This is a genomic window from Anabaena cylindrica UHCC 0172 (assembly GCF_034931625.1).
Lineage (GTDB): Bacteria > Cyanobacteriota > Cyanobacteriia > Cyanobacteriales > Nostocaceae > Anabaena > Anabaena cylindrica_A.
In genome coordinates this window covers 68796-88556 of sequence record NZ_JAYGGY010000078.1, presented here as the reverse complement: position 1 = coordinate 88556, position 19761 = coordinate 68796, and the positions used below count along the sequence as shown (strand labels likewise).

Genomic DNA, 19761 nt, shown 5'->3' with positions numbered 1-19761 from the left:
TAGGATGAATATACAAATAACTCTGAGCCGGAAATTTAGCAACAAAGCTAAACAAATTACTAATGTTTGGCAGAACTGCCCTCAACATTTCTGAGCAGATGATAACCGACAATGCCGCTCAAAATGCTACTCAGTCACAAATTTATAACTTATCTCAAGATATCATCAAAACGCCAAATAACCCAGTTCAAAAATTACAGCAACTGTATCTAGCTAAATCTTAATTTTTTGCACTCACTCATTTAAACCTATGACAATTAAACTTACAGTTCCCGGAATGGCTTGTTCTGCTTGTGCAACCAATATTACCAATGCAGTTAAAGCTATTGATACTAACGCCACTGTTGAGGCTGATCCAAAAACCAAGCTTGTCAATGTAGATACTCAAGTATCAGAAACAGCAATTAAAGAAGCTTTAGTTGCGGCTGGCTATCCTCCTGCTTAACTAAATTATGGGGGTTTAAATCCCCCTATTTTCAAATTATTCAAAGGTAGTAATATGGATAATCTCACACTTAAACTCCGAGGCATGAGTTGTGCTTCCTGTGCGAACAATATTGAACAAGCAATACTTTCTGTTCCTGGCGTAATTGATAGCAATGTTAATTTTGGTGCCGAGCAAGCAACTATTAATTATGATTCTCAACAAACTAATGTAGAGGAAATTCAAGCTGCTATTGAAGCTGCGGGTTACTCGTCTTTTTCGCTATCGGCACAACCAGATGAAGATGATACTCAAAAAGCAATTCAGTTAGCAGAAGAACGAGAATTGAAACTTAAACTCTGGGTAGGAGGTGTAATTAGTATTTTCCTATTTGTGGGTTCTTTCCCCATGATGACTGGACTAAAATTACCTTTTATTCCTGATTTTCTTCATCATCCTTGGTTGCAATTGGTTTTGACTACACCTGTGGAGTTTTGGTGTGGTGGGTCTTTTTTCCGCAATGGTTGGAAGTCTCTAAAACGCCGTACAGCAACGATGGATACATTAATTGCTTTGGGAACAGGTGCAGCTTATTTGTATTCTTTAGTTGTGACAATTTTTCCAGGGTTTTTTATTGCCCAAGGTTTGCAACCTCATGTTTATTATGAAGTCGCTGCAATGGTGATCACGTTAATTCTATTGGGAAGGTTTTTTGAACATCGTGCTAAGGGACAAACTTCAGCAGCTATCCATAAATTGATGGGATTACAAGCTAAAACTGCCAAAGTTATCCGTGATGGGGTAGAAATAGATGTTCCTATTGGGGAAGTGAGAATTAATGATGAGATTTTGGTGCGTCCTGGAGAAAAGATTCCTGTAGATGGGGAAGTCATTGATGGTGCTTCAACGGTAGATGAGGCAATGGTAACAGGTGAAAGTGTGGCTGTGAAAAAGCAGCCAGGAGATGAGGTAATTGGGGCAACAATGAATAAGACTGGTAGTTTTAAGTTTAGAGCTACTAGAGTGGGTCAAGATACGTTTTTGGCGCAAATTGTTAAGTTAGTACAAGAAGCGCAAGGTTCAAAAGCACCCATTCAGCGGTTAGCAGATCAGGTAACGGGATGGTTTGTGCCGGCTGTAATTGCGATCGCTATTTTTACCTTTGTGATCTGGTTTAATTTTATGGGTAACTTTACCCTGTCTATCATCACGATGGTGGGTGTGTTGATTATCGCTTGTCCTTGTGCTTTGGGTTTAGCTACCCCTACTTCTGTGATGGTAGGAACTGGTAAAGGTGCGGAAAATGGCATCTTAATTAAAGGTGCTGACAGTTTAGAATTAGCTCACAAAATTGAAACTATTATTTTTGATAAAACGGGGACTTTAACTCAAGGTAAACCCACAGTTACAGATTTTGCCACTGTCAAAGGTACAGATAATCATCATGAACTGGAATTATTACAGTTAGTGGCAACTGTGGAAAAAAATTCTGAGCATCCCCTAGCTGAAGCAGTAGTCAGGTACGCAGAATCCCAAGAGGTAAATTTAGCGAAAGTTGAGGATTTTGTTGCTATAGCAGGTTGTGGTGTCCAGGGAATTGTCAATGATCATCTGGTGCAAATCGGCACACAAACCTGGTTAACAGAATTGGGGATGAATACAGTTTCTCTAGAAAAGTATCAAGTTGGTTGGGAATCTGGAGGTAAAACGGTAATTTTAATCGCTGTTGATGGGGAATTAGCAGGAATTATGGGTATTACCGATGCTCTTAAACCTTCCTCAGCCGCTGCTGTGCAAGCATTACAGAAATTAGGTTTAGAAGTGGTAATGTTAACTGGAGACAATCGCCTCACAGCCGATGCGATCGCCCAACAAGTCGGTATTACCCAAGTTTTTGCCCAAGTCCGTCCAGATCAAAAAGTGGCTATTGTCAAGTCATTGCAAAATGGAGAACTGGCGAATAAAGGTGCAAATCCCCAGTCTAAAATCGTCGCTATGGTAGGGGATGGAATTAATGATGCACCAGCTTTAGCCCAAGCAGACGTGGGTATAGCCATTGGTACAGGCACAGATGTGGCGATCGCAGCTAGTGATCTTACTTTAATTTCTGGAGACTTACAAGGCATTGTCACCGCTATCCAACTTAGTCGTGCCACTATCAATAATATCAAGCAAAATCTCTTCTTTGCTTTTATTTACAACATCATTGGTATTCCTGTAGCAGCTGGTATTCTCTACCCTATTTTTGGATGGTTACTCAATCCCATTATCGCAGGTGCAGCGATGGCTTTATCTTCTATTTCTGTAGTCACAAATGCTTTAAGATTACGTAATTTTCAACCAGGAATCAAATAAATGTTAAATAAAAAAATCCTTTGGGTAAGTCTTATTTTTTTAGTGTTATTGACATCAAGCCCAGCATCAGCAGAAATGGCCAATTCTCATTCACAGCAAATTAATCAATTTCATGCAATTGAACAACCTTTAGGTGTAAAAGTTGTGGTGACAGTATCAGGTTTAGGTTTAATTGGCTTAGAACTTTGGTGGTTTGTCTTCAGTAAATCAAAAGCAGCACCAAATTAATATAGCAATTTCCATTCAAGTGAGGTACAAGCAGTAATAATTAAACGCAGATGGACGCAGATAAATGCAGATGATTTTGTACTTCACTAGATTCAAAACTATTCTTACTTCTTTCTAATTCTTCCTCCTGACTCCTGATTCCTAGCCCTAATTATGAGAAAATCTCAAAACTTAAATCGGATTTTTATAATTATTTTGAATAATAGGACAAATAGTTTCCTGGGGTTGGCTTTCCATACTTTGCCAACCTGAAAGTAGCCCCTTTATTTCTGACCGCAAAGTTAACAATTGTTCAACTTGATTATCTATTTGTAATAGCTTTTCTTGCAACTTTTCTTGAATTTCACCACAAGGAGGCTGTCCGTGATCATAAACTTGTAAAATCTCTCGAATTTCTTCCAAACTTAAACCTAAATGTTGCGCCCTTTTAATAAAAGCTAACCGAGTTAAGACATCAGCAGAAAACTGACGAAAACCACCTTCTGTCCTTCCTGATGGTTGAATTAAACCTACGCTCTCATAATAGCGAATTGTACGAATTGAAATACCACTTAGTTCTGTTACCTGACCAATTAAAAGTTGTTGTTTATTCTGCGTTAACATAACAGATTCCTAAATTATTATTGTTGTTATTATTACATAAATTCAAAAATCTGTCTGGAGATGAAACTTTTAAAAATTATTGGCTGTAATGATTCTCCTAGTACTGAAAATAACTGTTTTGATCAGCTTGACATGATATCTATAAATTAACCGCTTCCCCGCAAGTGAAACCCTAAAATGAATGTCAACGCTGAAAACTTGAGCTACTCCCGGAAACTTAAAACTTTCAATAACCCAGAGCGTTTTATTGAAGGATGGTATTGGGTAATACCCTCTCGAAAGTTACGGGTTGGTGAAGTAAAACCTGTAACAATTTTGGGGAAAGAACTAGTTATTTATCGTGGTCAAGATAGACGAGCAGTTATCTTTGATGCTTACTGTCCACACATGGGCGCTCATCTGGCTGAAGGCAAAGTTGAAGGTAATGAACTACGATGTTTTTTTCACCATTGGCAATATGACTCTGAAGGTTTTTGTGTTCATATTCCCTGTTTAGATGAGCCACTTCCTGTTAAGGCAAAAGCTTGGCCTACTGCCGAAAAATATGGAATGATTTGGGTGTGGACTGGAGAAACACCACAACAACCTTTACCCTTTATTCCAGAGTTAGAAATTGAGGATTGTGAAAGCACTTTTGGGGCGCGTTTTATAACAAGATGTCACCCTAATGTGGTGATGATAAATGCTATTGATGCACAACACTTCAATACAGTCCATAAGATGCTATCAGAATTTAATTTTGAAAAACAGGAACTGAATGAAAATGCTATTACCTTCAGTAACACTACACAGGATAGTCCCGATTCTTTTTTGATTAAACTGATCCGTCCTTTCTATAAAAATCCTGTTACTTACAGTCTATGTTATTGGTATGGTTCTACTGGGATGGTAACAGTGGGACCTGAATTCCTTCATTTTTACATTATGTTTACTTTGCGCCTCATTGAAGATGGAAAAGCTGAAGGACAGGCAATTTTTATTACTAAAAAAAGGCCAAGTATTTTTGGTAGGTTGTACAATAAATTTTTGCTGTGGCTGACGAAAATTTTAGCTCAGTACTTCATTGAGAATGACAGTAGAATTTTTGAGACAATTCAGTTTAATTTAAAAACCCCTATCCAGGCGGATCAATCAATTACACAATTTATCAACCACCTGGAAAGACAAAAATCTCTGAAGTGGGGGACTTGGAACTTAGAGCGATCGCTTCGTCCAGGAGAACTCTCACGTGATAGTGAGACACGAGAAATTGAAGAACGGGAAAACCGCGAAAAATGGCGTGATGAGCTAGTTAATGATTGAAAAATCAATTTTTTGGCAATAAAAATGAAGTGGCTTGGCCACTTCATCAATTCCCAGGTAGAACCTTTGGAATGAGTATAACGACTGTCCAAATTTAAAATCGTATAAATTAACACTAAATCTCTAGTTCTGTGATACAAAATGGAAAAATTCTATAAATTAGGTACAAATCATATTTTCTTGGATACATTTAAATGCATAATTTTTTTAAATAATTCGTAAGTAATCGAGGGGATGAAAACCCTGTCTCTAATTCGACATCTTCAAGAAAGTATACAAGTATACTGTAAACACCCCTCTCCCAACCCAATACTGCTCGGTTAAGGAAATGTAGGTTGGGTTGAGCGACAGCGAAACCCAACAAAATCCTTGATAATGTTGGGTTATGGCTTCGCCTCCCGTCAGGGATACGTGCCTCAACCCAACCTACCATATAATGACTTTTGAGCCTTAGCCGACAAGTATTGTCTCCCAACCTCTCCTCGTTGCGGGGAGAGGCTTTGAACTTTTTCCTACAAGAAATATTGAGTATAATGTTTGCGTAAGCCCTATTGATATTGAGCGATTAATTGCTTTTATATGTAGTTGTATTATTGACATCAATATTTCTGGTTACAAGATATGATTATGCTGCTTTCATTGCTTACAAATGATCAGAATATCCACAAGATTTGCATATTCTTACTTCATTATGAAAAAAGTGAAGACAATACTACCTTATAAGATGTGAAAACCGTTTTTATTTACTACTGACAACTTTTACTAAACCTTAACCTAAAATATGCTGAATCCTAAATTGTATGAGATAGACTTTTTCGAGTTCAATAAATAAAGAAGGCTATAAAAGTGGCAAAATTAAGGAAATTATCAGCAGCACTATCAAGTATTCTGGGGCTTTTGTAAAGCTAATAATCATTGCTTAATGCTCATGTAGAGATATTGTATGTAACATTTCTATATAGCGCCAAAAACAAAAAAAGAATTCTTTGTGCAAACGAAAAATTAGGAGTTACACAGTTAGTTATGTATACAGAACCAAATATCACTGATATAATCACTCTTAAGCAAGAAATTCAAGGACTGACTTATTGGCGAACTGAAGATTTTTTTCCATATAATAAAGATTTGGAAGTTAGCCTTGGTGAAACTACTTTTATTTTAAACTATGTAGATTATAAAAATAACTTTGCAATTGCTAAAATCATCATTAAAGCTGCAAAGAAGGTAGGAATCACACCCCAAGAGTATTTGCAACAATTGAATAATTATGGAAATATTCTCTCTCAACCTTTCTGTTTTTGGAAACAAGATAAATCAGGAAAATGGCAATATAAACTCACCAATACGTTAACGGAATTTGAAACTGTCATGCCTTTTTCATTAGCGTATGGGTAAATTCATATATTCTAGGACTTATGCATTAACAAAAAGTTTTGCCATCTGACGCACCTTACTAAATACCGGAAATGACTAATTTTGGTTGATGCAGATGATGTCTAATTTGTATAGTGCGTAAGTCCTATATTCTTTTGTCCAAATTATGCAATTTATTTTGCAATTTATTAATTATTCCGTTCCTTCATTGACAGGGAACCTATCAATTAGCTGCATAGCCCGTTGAGCGTTGCGCCGTAAAGAGTCCTGTACATAGGGAACATGAGGAATTTGGGATAATAAATCCAATGTCCGGCGTAACAACCTCACCACATCACCTTCATCCAACGTGGTGTTTGCACATAGTTCTACCCACTCTTTTCCTAATGCCCACTGTTCGACAATGGCAATTAATTCAAACTCTAACCAAATAGGTAGGGCAACATTATAGCGTCGTTGTATTTGGAACAATTGGCGACGAATTCCGCGTAATTTTGCCAAAGCATCTGCGACTTCACTACTGAGATCAAAGCGCACTTTGCTATCTGGGCGTGGGGTTTCTGTCACTAAAGCCGCAGCAGCGGCAGCTAAATGATGGGGATCTAAATTATCTAATTCGCCACTAGCGATGACTAAACCCAACCATAATTCATTCTCGCCCCGAATAGCGGCGGCCATTTGTCCCAATTGTGTGGGTAGTAAGTTATCTAATCCACCGAATTGCTGCAAGATGTGAATTAAATTGAGAAATTCTTCCCAATGTCGTTGGGATTGTTGTTCTACTTGCCCTTGCACCTCTTCAAGTTCTGCTTCTAATTCCACACAACGCGCTCTGCGTTTGAAGATAGTGGCAACATTACCTGTTTGATGTATGGGGTGATTTTCTAGTTGTGCTTGAACGGCGTTAACGCGGCTGAGTTGTTCGGCTACTTCTGGAGGCATATACATAAACTCGCCGGGATCGGGTATGCTTTGTGCGATCGCTAATGTTTCTTGGCTACCACTAACACACTGTCCCCGTTTTATAGCCAATTCTGACGGTGGTAAGATATCCGGCGATATCTCAACCCTTGGTAATTCAGCATACAAATCAACTACATCAGCAGTTGTGGCCACATACCAGCGGTTATCCTGCCCTAAACAGACGAAGTAAGAAGTTTGACCAGGACTTGTTGCTTTCCCCACTAATATCGCTGTTATGGGTAAAGTCGCTGTCATGTTTTTGTCATTGAGACTCAACATTGTTCCAGATATGGCAAAATCCAACATCATCGACAGTTGTTCTTGTCTATCTTCCTGTGCTTGTTCTTGCAGGGTTTTAAAGATATGGCGTTCTACTTTTAGGCGTTGCCGTAATTTTTCATATATTGCCAATTCATTTTCATCAATTTCAGCCAATTCTGCCTGGAGTTTAGCTAATTCTGCCTCTATTTCCCCAATTTCATCGTACTCTGGTCTTAAATGCAAAGTCGCCATGTACTGGCCAAAACTGCGTTCTATCAGTTCTCTGGCTCGTTCTAAAGTGTGAGTTTGCAGCAGATTCAGCACCATCCCATAGCTAGGTGTAAACTGACTGACGAGGGGATCTGCTGGAGATGTAGCCAAATAGGATGCTTCTTTTGCCCCTTCAAATGGTGTTTGCACTGTCACCACATAACCTTGTGAATCCATACCCCGGCGACCAGCCCGACCTGACATTTGCAGGAATTCGGAAGCTTTTAACAGGCGGTGTCCGTTGTCAGTACGCTTAGAAAGGGTGGAAATAACTGTTGTCCGGGCGGGCATATTAATTCCCGCTGCGAGGGTTTCGGTGGCAAAGACGACTTTAATTAATCCCTGTTGAAATAGTTCTTCGACTAACCCTTTCCACGCTGGTAAAATTCCGGCATGGTGGGCAGCAACACCCCGGTAGAGGGGGGCAATTTGTCCAGAACGTCCAGCGTCAGGGTTGCGGTTGAGAAAATCGTCGATTTGCCGTCGTAATATTTGGGATTCGTCATTATTTACTAGCCACAAATCACCCACTTCAGCCACGGCTTTATCACATCCCCGACGGCTGAAGATAAAATAAATAGCTGGCAGCATATCCCGCTGCTCTAGTTGGCTGAGGGTATATATGATACTAGGAGCTTCTGGTCTACCACTTCTGCCCTTTTCTAGTTTGCCTTTTTTGCCACGTTTAATGAGGCGGGGGTTAATTTTTGTATTGCTGTCATTGAGTAGGGGAAACAGCCCTTTGGGATTGCAATAGTGAAATTCTAAGGGAACTGGGCGAAAATCGGAGTAAATGAGGTCTGTGGGGCCATGAACACGATTTAGCCAGTCGGTAAGTTGATCACTGTTGGCAACTGTGGCAGAAAGGGCGACTAGTTGCACTTCACGGGGACAGTAGATAATGGATTCTTCCCAAACTGTACCTCGTTGGCGATCGTTCATGTAGTGGCACTCATCTAGCACCACTGCCTCAACATCTACTAAAGAAATACCGATTTGCCCAATGGGTGTGCCATAGAGCATATTGCGAAAAATTTCGGTGGTCATGACTAAAATAGGTGCATCCCTGTTGATGGACGCATCACCTGTTAACAGTCCGACCTGTTCAAACCCGAATTTTTCTCGAAAGTCACGTAATTTTTGATTCGATAACGCTTTGAGGGGAGTGGTGTAAAATACACGTTTCCCCCGCGCCAGGGCGCGATAAATGGCGTATTCCCCAATTAATGTTTTACCTGAACCCGTGGGCGCACAGACAACTACGGAGCGTCCAGCATTCAAGGAGGCGATCGCATCTAGCTGGAATTGATCCAGTTCAAAGGGAAATATTGACCCTAAGTCAATTTCTGAAGATGGGGCAGGATAGTTCACTCAATCATCATTAGCAACCAGACTGTTTACTATCATAACGTGATTAGTGATTTGCTACGTTGACAGCTAAAGCACAAGTTCTGGGGGCGGAGCTATCGGGTTTTCGATCAGAACATCTACAATAGAATAATTTCACCGATCTCATTCAATGGCCGTCTATTTACCTAGAACTCTATTATGACCATTGCTGAACAGATTTATGCGATCGTCAAAACCCTTCCCCAAGATCAGGCTGATGAGATTCTGACTTTTGCTGAATTTATCCGTGCGAAACATTTAAATGCTAACCAAACTGTCAACAATATTGATCAGTTACCTTGGTCAGAATTTGTGTATTCACTTGCTGGAACTTGGAAAGATGATTTTCCCACTTTAGAAGAAATTCGCGCTGAATCTGGACAAGATATCTTGCGGGAGAGCCTCTAGATGTACGTTTTGGATACTAACACCCTGATTTATTATTTCAAAGGTCAAGGAAAAGTTGCTCAAAATCTTGCTAATGTCTCTGCTCAAGAAATTAGTATTCCTACAATTGTTCTTTTTGAATTACAAGTTGGCATTGCTAAGTCCACTTCACCCGCAAAACGCACTCAGCAACTTCAAGAACTTCTGAGCCGAGTTAACCTGGTTCTGTTTGATAGAGAAGCTGCTTTTGCTGCTGCTAAAATTCGTGCTGAGTTGGAGCAGCAAGGAACTCCAATCGGTCAAATAGATGTTTTGATTGCCGGGACAGCCATAGCACTTCAATCAACTTTAGTTACTCACAATGTCAAGGAGTTTTCCAGGGTTTCGGGACTGGCAATTGTTGACTGGTATTGACTACCAATCAATAACTTTCAAAATTCCCCAGAGGGTTTTACTTGCTCTAGGCGATCGCATTCAGTGGGAATTGAATTCAAATCAATGTTTCTGCAATTTTGCGTAGGACTCGACACGCAAACTCTAATTCGCTTTGGGTAGTTAGAGGTGCAAATACTCTTGACATGGCATATTTTTGATTTTCTAGCTTGACAAAGACAATATCATCGCCATTGGTTAGCATTCCAAAAGTCGGCAAATCGCTATTTGGACTAGCCATCAAGTAAGCAAGAGTTTGTGGTAATGCTGACCAAACTGATAGCATGGTTTTTTTTGATTCTAAAACTATTATCCACAGGCGATCGCACAATACCAGCACATCTATTCGGCCCTGTAGAGTTTCTTCGCTATCAGCTACTGTTATCTGCACAGATTCTTCAGCTTTGATGCGAAAAGGTGGATCGTATAAACCAGCAACGGTCAGTAATGGAGAAACGAGTAATAGCATCACCGTACTTTCCAATAAATGTCCACCAGAACGGTGATAAATATAACGCTTCCATAAAATTTCTAGGTTGGTACGGTCATTAGGGCTAATCTCAGGTAATTGATCATGCCATTCTGTAAAAAAATCCTGAGATTCACTGCGACTCAAACCAAATCTTTTTTCTGCTTCTGCAATCGTGGTGATAGTTTCAGTAACCGCTAGTCCTTGCATGGCGGATTTTTGTCCCGGTAGTTGTATTTATATTGTCACTGCTACGTTCCCAATTTCGACCTTCATAATTTCCGTTTTTGATAACCTCCAAAAACACAATAACAATTTTTGCTTATTCTCTTGTCAAAAGCTAAAATGCCTGTCATGTACAGTCAAAAAATTGTATTATTATATGACGAATTACTCTAGAGACATCATTACTTTACAGTCCTACGCTGCAATGTGGTGGCCTGAAAATTTAAAGAATAAAAATGCAACGATAAGTATTATTCCTAGATTACTTGAAACACAAGACGATTTCATTTCAATTTTACAATTGAGCAAAAAGACTCCTACACAAGTCTTCGATCTTGTGGAAGCAGCGAAGTTTCCCGCAAACTTATTCCTAAAGCACTTAGTTGTCATTTCAGACTATGGTGGTGAACCCATGAAAAAGCTAGGAAAAAGTTTCACAAATATTTTTACTAAAAGAGATCAGGCAGCTAAACCAGTAATGGATTATGTCTGGAAAGGGACAAAGTATCAATATGTTTTTGAGTCAATGCCCGTCAAAGGCGAATTAGATAATAAAAAGCTGAATATTGATGGAAAGGGGCTGCAATTGGATAAACCATTGGACGGACTTAAACGTGATATGACTATGATTTTGCTTTATGCCAGTACGTCTGAAGTTTCAGACTATGCTGGCTTAGATGTCTGTATTCTTGGTTCTTTACTTGGTGATGAGGTTGCATTAGACCATCATATAAAGCAAAACTATATAGTTGTTAGTCAAATAACGCGCGGTGCAAATGCCAATTCATTAGGACAATTAGCACAACGTTATATTGTCGAGTACCTAAAAGAAAAATTGGGAAATGAATTTAATATTACCAGCAATGGGTCAATTATATTGCAGGGTTATGGTAAAACCACTGGAATGCCTTTTGATGTAGTTGTCACAAAAGCAGGTACAAAGGTTGGAATTGAAGTTAGTTTTCAAGTAACCACCAACAGCACAATAGAAAGAAAAGCAGCACAGGCATCTGAAAGGCAAGCTCTTATGAACACTGCTGGTCACAAAATAGCTTATGTAATTGATGGGGCTGGAAATTTTGAACGCTCTGCTGCTATCTCTACAATTTGCCAGCATAGCGATTGTACAGTTGCTTATTCTGATAGTGAGTTTGATGTTTTAGTTGATTTTTTGCGTGAGAGTTTGCCATGATTCGTTTTATTGATCTTTTTGCCGGTATTGGTGGAATGCGCCTCGGTTTTCAGCAGGCGTGTGATGTTTTGGGAATAGAATCTCAATGTGTACTTAGCTCTGAAATTGATAAAAAAGCTATTGAAACTTATAGACTAAACTTTGGTGATCTACCTACGGGAGACATCCGAGAAATTGATATCATACCTAAATTTGATTTTATGCTTGCTGGTTTTCCCTGCCAATCTTTTTCTTATGCTGGTAAACAACAAGGCTTTGGAGATACAAGAGGGACGCTTTTTTTTGAAATTGAAAGACTACTAAAAATTCATAAACCACAAGGTTTTCTGCTTGAAAATGTCCGTGGTTTAACAACACATGATCAGGGTAGAACCTTTAAAACAATTATTCATACTTTAGAACAACTTGGTTACGGTGTTCATTATCTTTTACTCAACAGTAGTAACTTTGGTGTACCGCAGAATCGTGTTCGTATATACATACTAGGGCTACTTGGGAAAAAGCCAGTAATTAAACTTATGTCAGATAGAGGTGCTACTGACTCCCATACTTTTAAGGAACAGCTATATCAGCTAAGTCTTTTTGCTGATAGTTATACAGTTGTTAAGGTTAAAGATATTCTAGAAAAAAAAGTTTCTGAAAATTATTATCTCTCACAAAAATTTGAACAGCAACTTTTTGATGCTGTAAATGGTCAATTTGAAAAGCTTCATGGGGTTCGTCTTATTGACTTCCGTGGGGGCAATTCTATCCATTCTTGGCATTTAGGTATTAAAGGCAAGTGTACAAAGGATGAACGTGATTTTATGGATGCCTTAATATCCCATAGAAGGCATAAAGAATTTGGTGATCACCAAGATGGTAAAAGCTTAACTCTAGAACAAATTAAGACATTTTTTGATCATCAAAATATCGAAAATATTATTAATTCACTCATTGACAAAAAATATCTTAAAGAGATGAATGGAAGATATAATCCTGTAAGTGGAAATATGTCTTTTGAGGTGTTTAAGTTTCTCGATCCAGATAGTATTTCCATAACCCTAACATCATCAGATGCTAATAAGTTGGGTGTAGTCCAAAATGGGCGACCCAGAAGAATAACGCCTCGTGAATGTGCAAGATTACAAGGCTTTCCAGAGTCTTATATTGTTCATCCAGATGATAGTTCAGCATACAAGCAGTTTGGTAATGCTGTTAGTGTACCTGTAATTCAAGCAATTTTAGATGACTTCATAGCCAATAATAGTCTCACAAAAGTAACTTTCTATTCTCATGCGAACACTTACCTGACAATGAACAATAAACCTTGAAAGTGGGAAGCAAGCGATGAATAATATAAATAGCATTCCTTTAAAGAAGATATGGATACATTAACCAAAAACCGAGAGCAGATTATCGAGTCGATTAAGACATTGCCAGAAGATTCCCTCGCTGAACTCATCAATTTTGTTGATTACCTGCGCTATAAAGCAACTGAACAACAGTCCCAAAAAACCAGTGCAAACTTTTTGTTTTCAGTTGCGGCCTTGGGAAATTCACTAGAAAAGGATGTTTCAGAGCGAGATGAAGAAATTCTGGCAAATGAAGTTGATCCTATTCGCGGTTGGAGTTTACATCGAGATGAGCAAGTATGACAGTTATACTTGATACTAGCTTTCTCTTTGCACTTGCATATCAAAGTGATCGTAATTTAGAAAGTTCCCAGTCTTATTTACCCAATTCCTGAGAACGAACTGTTGCAGCTTTGACAGCTTCAATTAAAGCGGAGCGAAATCCAGCTTTTTCTAATTGACTAACTCCGGCGATTGTCGTCCCACCAGGACTGGTAACTCTGTCTTTGAGTTCTGCGGGGTGTAATTTAGTTTCTTCTAAGAGTTTGGCTGTTCCTAATACCGTGTGTAAAGCTAATTGTTTAGCAACTACCCTCGGTAAACCCGCTGCAACTCCCCCATCTGATAATGCTTCTATCATCAACGCCACATAAGCCGGGCCACTACCAGATAAGCCTGTCACCGCATCCATGAGGGTTTCTGGAACTTCTACAACTTCCCCCACCGCTGAAAAAATTTGTTGTGCTGTTTGCTGGTGGATGGGATGGGTATAAGCACCTAGACAAATTGCCGTTATTCCTGCGCCTACTGTAGCGGGGGTATTGGGCATAGCGCGAATAACTGGCATTTGCGGAAAGGCGGCTTCTAGCTGCTTTAAAGGCACACCTGCCAAGATAGAAATAATTAGGGGTGAATGTTCTATAGGTAATATATCTGCTAATTCTTGTGCGATCGCACTAAATATCTGGGGCTTGACTGCCAACATCACCGCTTCTTGAGCCTCAGCCAAAACCAGACAATTATCCGTCGTCACACCCACATCATATTGCTGCTGTAAAAAACTCTGTCGAGAAACTTGAGGTTCACTAACTAGAATTTCTGAACCTTGATAAATCCCCAAAGCAATGAGGCGGGATAACAAAGCTTCTCCCATCACCCCGCCACCAATTAAGCCAAATTTAATAGTCATTCGTTAATAGTCATTGGTCATTGGTCATTAGTCATCCAGATCACGACAAATAACATAAATGCCGGAAAGGCAACTTGCCTAATGGTAGAACAAAGGGCAAAAGACTAATGACTAATTTAACTTTTTTATTGTGCCATCCGGTTAACTTCATTTCCCCAAGCTGGAGTGGTGCTTGCAGGACGAGAGGGACGGGCAACTGGTTGTGGTACTTCATGTAAAAAACCACCTTGAGTGCTGACTTGCACACAACTGGGCGTAAACAAAAATATACTTTCTCCAATCCGCTCTTGATGTCCATCTAGAGCATAAGTACCACCGGCAACAAAATCAACTGCCCGTTGAGCTTGATCCGGGTCCATGATTGTCAAATTTAAGACTACCGATTTACGCTCACGCAATGCTTGAATTGCCTGGGGCATTTCTTCAAAAGTACGTGGTTCAAGTACTAAAACTTCAGAAATTCCATTAATTGCGCCTGGCATACCAATTACGTTACTCATAGGCTTTGACCCTGCTGCGGCTACTTCATCCCCCATTGTAGGCACAGGTTCGCGCCAACGTCGATTAGGGGTAGCAGTAGTTTCTTGTGGTTCTGGTTGGGGATTTTCTTGCTGATAGAGATTTTGGTAGCCATCGGTATCTGGCTCTTCTTCATAATACTCGTATTCTACTTGCTCATTCAACCCCACAAAGTCTCTGAGTTTGGAAAATATATTGTTCATTGTGTACGCTCCCAGTGGAAATTACCTTAATTGATCTGGCTGTAAATTTTGGTAGCCAGTTATAGTAGCTGCTGCCTTCAGCAATTCTATTGCTGGTTGTAGTCTCTAGTACAGGGTTTCATGAAGAAAACACTGTTCTAAAAAGGACTATACCTTATGTGGACATTTAATGAGTTAAAATTATATCCTAAAGGTAGAAGCAACTGAAAGTTATTTCAATCTCATTCTGTCTTACTAATTACATTTGTCAATACCCTGGTCATTAGACACTTATGCAAACGGAAGTTACTGAATTTGCTTAGATATGATTTGTTCATTGTTTTTAATACCCAACTCAAAGCTAGACGTAAAAAATGTCAACCTCGTTTCCCAAACAATACGGTTCCTAATCTTACCATCGTTGCACCTGTTTGCACTGCTAATTCGTAATCCCCTGACATACCCATTGATAAATGTTGCATGGTTATATTTGACCAGTTCTGTGAAGCAATTTCTTGGGCTAGTTGATGAGTACGGTCAAAAACTTGCAAAATTGTCTCATGATCTAAGCCACGAGGTGGAATTGTCATCAAACCTTGAATTTTTAAGTTCTGGCATTGGTTAAGTGCTGCCAAGTCAGGTAATAATTCTGGTATCATCCAACCAGACTTACTAGGATCGGGGAGAATTTTGACTTGTAGGCAAACCAATGGACTCACCCCTAATTGTTGTGCCAGAGTATCTAAACGCTGGGCTATTTGTAGATTATCGACGGAGTGAATCCAATCAAATAATTCCAAAGCTTTTTTAGCTTTATTGCTTTGTAAATTGCCAATAAAGTGCCAAGTAATATCCGGCAAATCTTGTAACTCGGTTTGTTTACTGGCAGCTTCTTGGATACGACTTTCACCAAAATCACGAATTCCGGCGGTGTATGCTTCCCGCATCAGTTCGGTTGGTACTAACTTACTTACAGCAATTAACCGCACTGAAGGAGGAAGTGAGGAGCGAATGTTAGCAATATGTTCATGAAGAGAACTATTCATTGGAAGGTGCGTTGGAAAACACTCTGAAGCTGATCGTACTCCTGGGACTTGCCATTGCGACGCAAAGTACGTAAGCGATTTTCCAGCATCATTCTTGCTTCAGTCCGGCCAAGGGATTGAAATTTAATACCTTTAACGTCATTTGTTACCAAAAAAAATAAGCGTTGGGCATAAAGTGTAGTGAATAGATCTTGGTTTTCATCAACCATACAGATCTTATATAGCAAACCCCACGTTGGATGATTTATGTAAGTTTCTGAGTTATCTGGATTCATTTAATAGTCAAGGTTGGAGTATATATTCTTTATTTCGCAGCCAAACACAAGCATTCCGACGATAATAAATATTCTTTCGCCAAGAATTTTGCTGACAATGCGAAACTAACGACATTTTGCCAGGTTATGGCTTTCATGAAGACCTTGATCTAGTTTCTCATTGGCAGGTGAAGCAGTACCGAGCAAAAAACACAATCAAGAATATGTTTTTCCGTTTTGGATCATGCACAATCCATAGATGGTGCCGGACTAGGAACAGAGGGTGATTCCTTTGTTTGTTTACAGTTTACCAGGAGGAAAGCGATCGCTAAAGTTCCTCAGAGTTAAAACCAGCTTTCGGACTTCTCATTGCAAGAGCTTCTTTCCATCGTGCCATAATTCTTGCTTTATGGCGCAAATAGTAGTTAATTTCACAGCTTGGTAGAATTGATTATTAGCGCTTTTATACGTAACACATAAAAAGGTGATATAGTATTTTTAGTTTACGTTATAGTTTTGTCCGGATGCGTTGCTTACTTAAAGTGTATAGATAATGCTTTAGTAAATAACAATATTTATGCTTTTCTACTAATTAGCGCACTTTAGCTTGAAAACGGACAAAACCATAGGCTCCCACTGAGTTATTGTTGACACCAGGTAAAGTGCCTAAATTAACGACAATAGCCCCTTCTATATTCGGATCTGTACCACAGACTGAAGGTAATGTTTCTCCGGGGGCATAGAATCTAGCGTCATCACCATCATTAACATTTGTGTAAGATAGTGGGGTGTTATTTTTTTGTACTAAGATGCCCCGATCTGCACCAGGTAATCCATTTGTAGCCTGATTGACATTATTGTATTTGCTGGGTAGGTAAGTTTGATTTAAAGGAATGCGATCGCACAAACTTACATTAACTGCATCTTGTGGTCCCATTGATAAAAAGTAGATCGTATATTCAACTTCATCCCCAGGTTTTACCATACCTCCATTAACTTCTCCCGCTAGAGACGTACTCAGAGGTGTTGGCCATTGATCAGTATCTGGCTGCAAATTAGGGTCAATCACCGTAATGAGATTATCATCATAGGGGCTGGCAGTATCAATATAAGCACCAAGATTATTGCCATCGTTCATGGTTGAACCATTAACCCCAGTAATCCGTTTAACTAATAGCAGCGTCCCTGGAGGAGTATTTGTAACTGTAAACAAGGTAGGGTCATCGTCTGCGCTACTAGCAGGATTGTTACCTATATTTATACCATCGTCAGTAACTTGTAAAAAATAATTATTCACAGCAGGTGGATCAGTAGTAGCAGTAGCAGAATCTGCATCTGTCAACACAATACCAACTGATGCTAAAGGATTATCCGGTGTATTGAAATCAGCACTTGCCTGGTTACTAATAGGATTACCACCATTAGAACTATTAATTGTGGCAGTAACTTTAATCGTGATAGTATCATTTACACGTAAAGTACCAGAATTAGTAACATTACCAGAGCCATTGTAACTAGAATTAATTGTAATATTATTCCCTGGCGTAACAGCAGTCATCACTGCACTGACAAAAGTTAATTCCGGGGGTAGTGCATCTTTAATAACAAAATTAATAGCGTCGCTGTTACCAGGATTTAGATTGGAATAAGTAATAGTATATTCGACAGTATCGCCCACAGTCACTGTGCCACTATTATCAGTATCCGCTAGAAAGCGCACTGATTTAGTACCTTTAACATTAGCTTGCTGGTTTGCAGTAATGACCAAAGGAGTAAATACACCCTGACTCGAAAAATAGGCCCAAGTATCTATCCCTTTAAAATCACCATAGACACCACTAAATTCATGCTCTCCAGCTGCACTATTAATTCCTAAAGCAGCATTACGAGGATTAGTAGCTACTTGTCCTCCTGTGGGATTTAAGTTAACAGATACTCCATTGGCAGTAGTATAGTTATTGTCATTGTAGTAAACAGTAGTTGGGCCAATCGGCTGTCCATTCACATCTAGGAAATTACTAAATGGACCAGGGGGATTTTGCATCGTGATTTTAAACCCCGATGGATTGTTCTCAGCATCTAACATAGGAAAGTGATATTCCCCTGCCCTCGCTGTGATTCTGGCATTATATGGCGCATTTCCTGGGAGGGGTGATAGGTCAACTCCACTAGCATTTTTTCCATCCCATAACACTACATTAGAACCTACAAATGATGGGTTTTGCAAAACGCGATCAACACTGGGATCAAAAATGTTGTCGTTATTAGTATCAATAATAATTTGATAACTGCCAGATGTACTAGAATTGAAACTAAAATTGCCTCCTACCCCAACTGGTGCTTGGTTTCCACTGCCTCCAGTTCCTCCAGTGAATAGAAAAGAAGTTGGTTCTACTGGTAGAATTGCTGTTATGGGAATCCCCAGTCCTATCAATGCTGAAGGATCTGGTTGATTAAAAAAAACTAAGTGGGTAATATCTGTGAGTGTATCTGGCAAACTTGGGTCTTGAACTGCCACATTACCAGAGAAGCTCAGAGCATTAGTAGTAGCACCACCAGCAGAATGGTAAAGAGTGGAGTTATTAGTTTTGTCAATATATCCCCGACTATTGGCAAAAAAGATAAAAGCAAAGGGATCGATTCCATTCATATCAGTTTCATATCGATATCCATCTTTAGTTTGAATATAAAGCTTGGAATTGAGTCCTATGGGATTACTCCCATTAGCATTTGCACCCATATTTATCGCAATATAGTTGGTAAAAACCCTCCCTTTTTGGGCAGTACCACCTGTATTTCTAACTGTAATATCCCAAGCTGCGACTCCTCCTTGTTGATTATTATTTATAGGAAATGGATTCGTGACTGTAACAACAGTCGGATTACTACCTCCAGGACTGAAAACCGGAGAACGAAATTCAACTTCATAAATACCAGTTTCTGAGGCTACAAAGCTACAAGGAGTGTAACCACCAACATTGGGTAAAGGCCCTGCTGTTTCTTTGGCAACGGTGTCAATTAAACCAAAACCAGTAGATAGAACATTACAAGCACCATTTTGACTATTAAAGGGACTTCTATAGACAATATCTTGAGTACCATTACTACTTGTATGCACACTAGAGCCAAGATTAACGGTTTCCCCAGCTTGTACGTAAACCTTTAGGGTTGTTCTCCGAGGAATACCCGCAGAGACTAAATCAGTCCATTCTAGATAAGGTCTGTATCCACCATTAGAGACTAACTCTTTGCTGCCCTCAGCCCAGCTAGGTTGTATCCCTTGTCCCCAAATACATAAAATAAAGGCCAGACTACTAATTAATTTCTCTGAGTAGCTACTTAGTAATGACAGTTTCATATTGA

At 39.4% G+C, this 19761-nt stretch carries 19 protein-coding genes; 11 read left to right on the top strand and 8 right to left on the bottom strand.

The genetic code is table 11. From position 1 onward, the window contains the following. The first annotated feature begins 62 nt into the window (after positions 1-62). From VB713_RS14345 to VB713_RS14330, 4 genes are read left to right on the top strand one after another with little or no spacing between them, the layout of a single operon-like run. Positions 63-224, top strand: coding sequence for a hypothetical protein (locus VB713_RS14345; protein ID WP_323312195.1), 162 nt, complete (start codon positions 63-65; stop codon positions 222-224). Between the two features lie 26 nt (positions 225-250). Further along, positions 251-445, top strand: coding sequence for a heavy-metal-associated domain-containing protein (locus VB713_RS14340; protein ID WP_323312194.1), 195 nt, complete (start codon positions 251-253; stop codon positions 443-445). A 54-nt stretch (positions 446-499) separates the two neighbouring features. Further along, positions 500-2779, top strand: coding sequence for a heavy metal translocating P-type ATPase (locus VB713_RS14335; RefSeq protein WP_323312193.1), 2280 nt, complete (start codon positions 500-502; stop codon positions 2777-2779). Further along, positions 2780-3007, top strand: a complete 228-nt coding sequence (locus VB713_RS14330) for a hypothetical protein (RefSeq protein ID WP_323312192.1) — start codon at positions 2780-2782, stop codon at positions 3005-3007. 171 nt (positions 3008-3178) lie between these two features. On the opposite strand, the gene VB713_RS14325 is transcribed toward VB713_RS14330, so the two are convergent. Beyond that, a complete protein-coding gene (locus tag VB713_RS14325; protein ID WP_323312191.1) occupies positions 3179-3610 on the bottom strand; it encodes a heavy metal-responsive transcriptional regulator in 432 nt (143 codons plus the stop codon). 177 nt (positions 3611-3787) lie between these two features. On the opposite strand from VB713_RS14325, the gene VB713_RS14320 reads away from it, so the two are divergent. Together VB713_RS14320 and VB713_RS14315 are read left to right on the top strand one after the other, a co-directional pair. Further along, complete coding sequence (locus tag VB713_RS14320) at positions 3788-4912, top strand: aromatic ring-hydroxylating dioxygenase subunit alpha (RefSeq protein ID WP_323312190.1); 1125 nt, start codon at positions 3788-3790, stop codon at positions 4910-4912. Positions 4913-5935: 1023 nt separating this feature from the next. Then, positions 5936-6307: a hypothetical protein gene (locus VB713_RS14315; protein ID WP_323312189.1), complete on the top strand. Its 372-nt coding sequence runs from the start codon at positions 5936-5938 to the stop codon at positions 6305-6307. 171 nt (positions 6308-6478) lie between these two features. On the opposite strand, the gene VB713_RS14310 is transcribed toward VB713_RS14315, so the two are convergent. Further along, entirely contained in the window at positions 6479-9151 is a 2673-nt protein-coding gene (locus VB713_RS14310; protein WP_323312188.1) for an RNA helicase, read from the bottom strand. Positions 9152-9328: 177 nt separating this feature from the next. Between VB713_RS14310 and VB713_RS14305 the strand changes: the two genes are divergently transcribed. Further along, the gene (locus tag VB713_RS14305) at positions 9329-9577 is read left to right on the top strand and encodes a DUF2281 domain-containing protein (RefSeq protein ID WP_323312187.1); all 249 of its coding nucleotides are present in this window, start codon (positions 9329-9331) and stop codon (positions 9575-9577) included. After that, positions 9578-9970, top strand: a complete 393-nt coding sequence (locus VB713_RS14300; protein WP_323312186.1) for a type II toxin-antitoxin system VapC family toxin — start codon at positions 9578-9580, stop codon at positions 9968-9970. Between the two features lie 76 nt (positions 9971-10046). On the opposite strand, the gene VB713_RS14295 is transcribed toward VB713_RS14300, so the two are convergent. Then, complete coding sequence (locus VB713_RS14295; RefSeq protein ID WP_323312185.1) at positions 10047-10667, bottom strand: type I restriction endonuclease; 621 nt, start codon at positions 10665-10667, stop codon at positions 10047-10049. Positions 10668-10839: 172 nt separating this feature from the next. On the opposite strand from VB713_RS14295, the gene VB713_RS14290 reads away from it, so the two are divergent. From VB713_RS14290 to VB713_RS14280, 3 genes are read left to right on the top strand one after another with little or no spacing between them, the layout of a single operon-like run. Next, positions 10840-11874, top strand: a complete 1035-nt coding sequence (locus tag VB713_RS14290) for a restriction endonuclease (RefSeq protein WP_323312184.1) — start codon at positions 10840-10842, stop codon at positions 11872-11874. Continuing rightward, on the top strand, positions 11871-13187 hold the full coding sequence (locus tag VB713_RS14285; RefSeq protein WP_323312183.1) for a DNA cytosine methyltransferase: 1317 nt from the start codon (positions 11871-11873) through the stop codon (positions 13185-13187). The genes VB713_RS14290 and VB713_RS14285 overlap by 4 nt, the downstream gene beginning before the upstream one ends. A gap of 51 nt (positions 13188-13238) precedes the next feature. Continuing rightward, positions 13239-13511, top strand: a complete 273-nt coding sequence (locus VB713_RS14280; protein ID WP_323312182.1) for a DUF2281 domain-containing protein — start codon at positions 13239-13241, stop codon at positions 13509-13511. 73 nt (positions 13512-13584) lie between these two features. Here VB713_RS14280 and proC read toward each other — a convergent pair whose 3' ends face one another. From proC to VB713_RS14255, 5 genes are all read right to left on the bottom strand, one after another. Next, positions 13585-14397: a pyrroline-5-carboxylate reductase gene (proC, locus tag VB713_RS14275; RefSeq protein ID WP_323312181.1), complete on the bottom strand. Its 813-nt coding sequence runs from the start codon at positions 14395-14397 to the stop codon at positions 13585-13587. A 125-nt stretch (positions 14398-14522) separates the two neighbouring features. Continuing rightward, positions 14523-15119 carry a cell division protein SepF gene (locus VB713_RS14270; protein ID WP_323312180.1) on the bottom strand — a complete coding sequence of 199 codons (597 nt, stop codon included), beginning with the start codon at positions 15117-15119 and terminating at the stop codon, positions 14523-14525. A gap of 356 nt (positions 15120-15475) precedes the next feature. Beyond that, positions 15476-16144, bottom strand: coding sequence for a YggS family pyridoxal phosphate-dependent enzyme (locus VB713_RS14265; protein WP_323312179.1), 669 nt, complete (start codon positions 16142-16144; stop codon positions 15476-15478). Continuing rightward, positions 16141-16419, bottom strand: a complete 279-nt coding sequence (gene pipX / locus VB713_RS14260) for a transcriptional coactivator PipX (protein ID WP_015215117.1) — start codon at positions 16417-16419, stop codon at positions 16141-16143. Before pipX ends, VB713_RS14265 begins: the two co-directional genes overlap by 4 nt. A gap of 571 nt (positions 16420-16990) precedes the next feature. Next, entirely contained in the window at positions 16991-19756 is a 2766-nt protein-coding gene (locus VB713_RS14255; protein WP_323312178.1) for a DUF11 domain-containing protein, read from the bottom strand. Positions 19757-19761 lie beyond the last annotated feature (5 nt).

Coding starts and splice junctions, on each gene's coding strand:
- VB713_RS14280 (WP_323312182.1), top strand. CDS start 13,239: ATGGATACATTAACCAAAAACCGAGAGCAGATTATCGAGTCGATTAAG.
- pipX (WP_015215117.1), bottom strand. CDS start 16,419: ATGAATCCAGATAACTCAGAAACTTACATAAATCATCCAACGTGGGGT.
- VB713_RS14285 (WP_323312183.1), top strand. CDS start 11,871: ATGATTCGTTTTATTGATCTTTTTGCCGGTATTGGTGGAATGCGCCTC.
- VB713_RS14295 (WP_323312185.1), bottom strand. CDS start 10,667: ATGCAAGGACTAGCGGTTACTGAAACTATCACCACGATTGCAGAAGCA.
- VB713_RS14315 (WP_323312189.1), top strand. CDS start 5,936: ATGTATACAGAACCAAATATCACTGATATAATCACTCTTAAGCAAGAA.
- VB713_RS14290 (WP_323312184.1), top strand. CDS start 10,840: ATGACGAATTACTCTAGAGACATCATTACTTTACAGTCCTACGCTGCA.
- VB713_RS14340 (WP_323312194.1), top strand. CDS start 251: ATGACAATTAAACTTACAGTTCCCGGAATGGCTTGTTCTGCTTGTGCA.
- VB713_RS14255 (WP_323312178.1), bottom strand. CDS start 19,756: ATGAAACTGTCATTACTAAGTAGCTACTCAGAGAAATTAATTAGTAGT.
- VB713_RS14265 (WP_323312179.1), bottom strand. CDS start 16,144: ATGAATAGTTCTCTTCATGAACATATTGCTAACATTCGCTCCTCACTT.
- VB713_RS14345 (WP_323312195.1), top strand. CDS start 63: ATGTTTGGCAGAACTGCCCTCAACATTTCTGAGCAGATGATAACCGAC.
- proC (WP_323312181.1), bottom strand. CDS start 14,397: ATGACTATTAAATTTGGCTTAATTGGTGGCGGGGTGATGGGAGAAGCT.
- VB713_RS14270 (WP_323312180.1), bottom strand. CDS start 15,119: ATGAACAATATATTTTCCAAACTCAGAGACTTTGTGGGGTTGAATGAG.
- VB713_RS14325 (WP_323312191.1), bottom strand. CDS start 3,610: ATGTTAACGCAGAATAAACAACAACTTTTAATTGGTCAGGTAACAGAA.
- VB713_RS14320 (WP_323312190.1), top strand. CDS start 3,788: ATGAATGTCAACGCTGAAAACTTGAGCTACTCCCGGAAACTTAAAACT.
- VB713_RS14330 (WP_323312192.1), top strand. CDS start 2,780: ATGTTAAATAAAAAAATCCTTTGGGTAAGTCTTATTTTTTTAGTGTTA.
- VB713_RS14300 (WP_323312186.1), top strand. CDS start 9,578: ATGTACGTTTTGGATACTAACACCCTGATTTATTATTTCAAAGGTCAA.
- VB713_RS14305 (WP_323312187.1), top strand. CDS start 9,329: ATGACCATTGCTGAACAGATTTATGCGATCGTCAAAACCCTTCCCCAA.
- VB713_RS14335 (WP_323312193.1), top strand. CDS start 500: ATGGATAATCTCACACTTAAACTCCGAGGCATGAGTTGTGCTTCCTGT.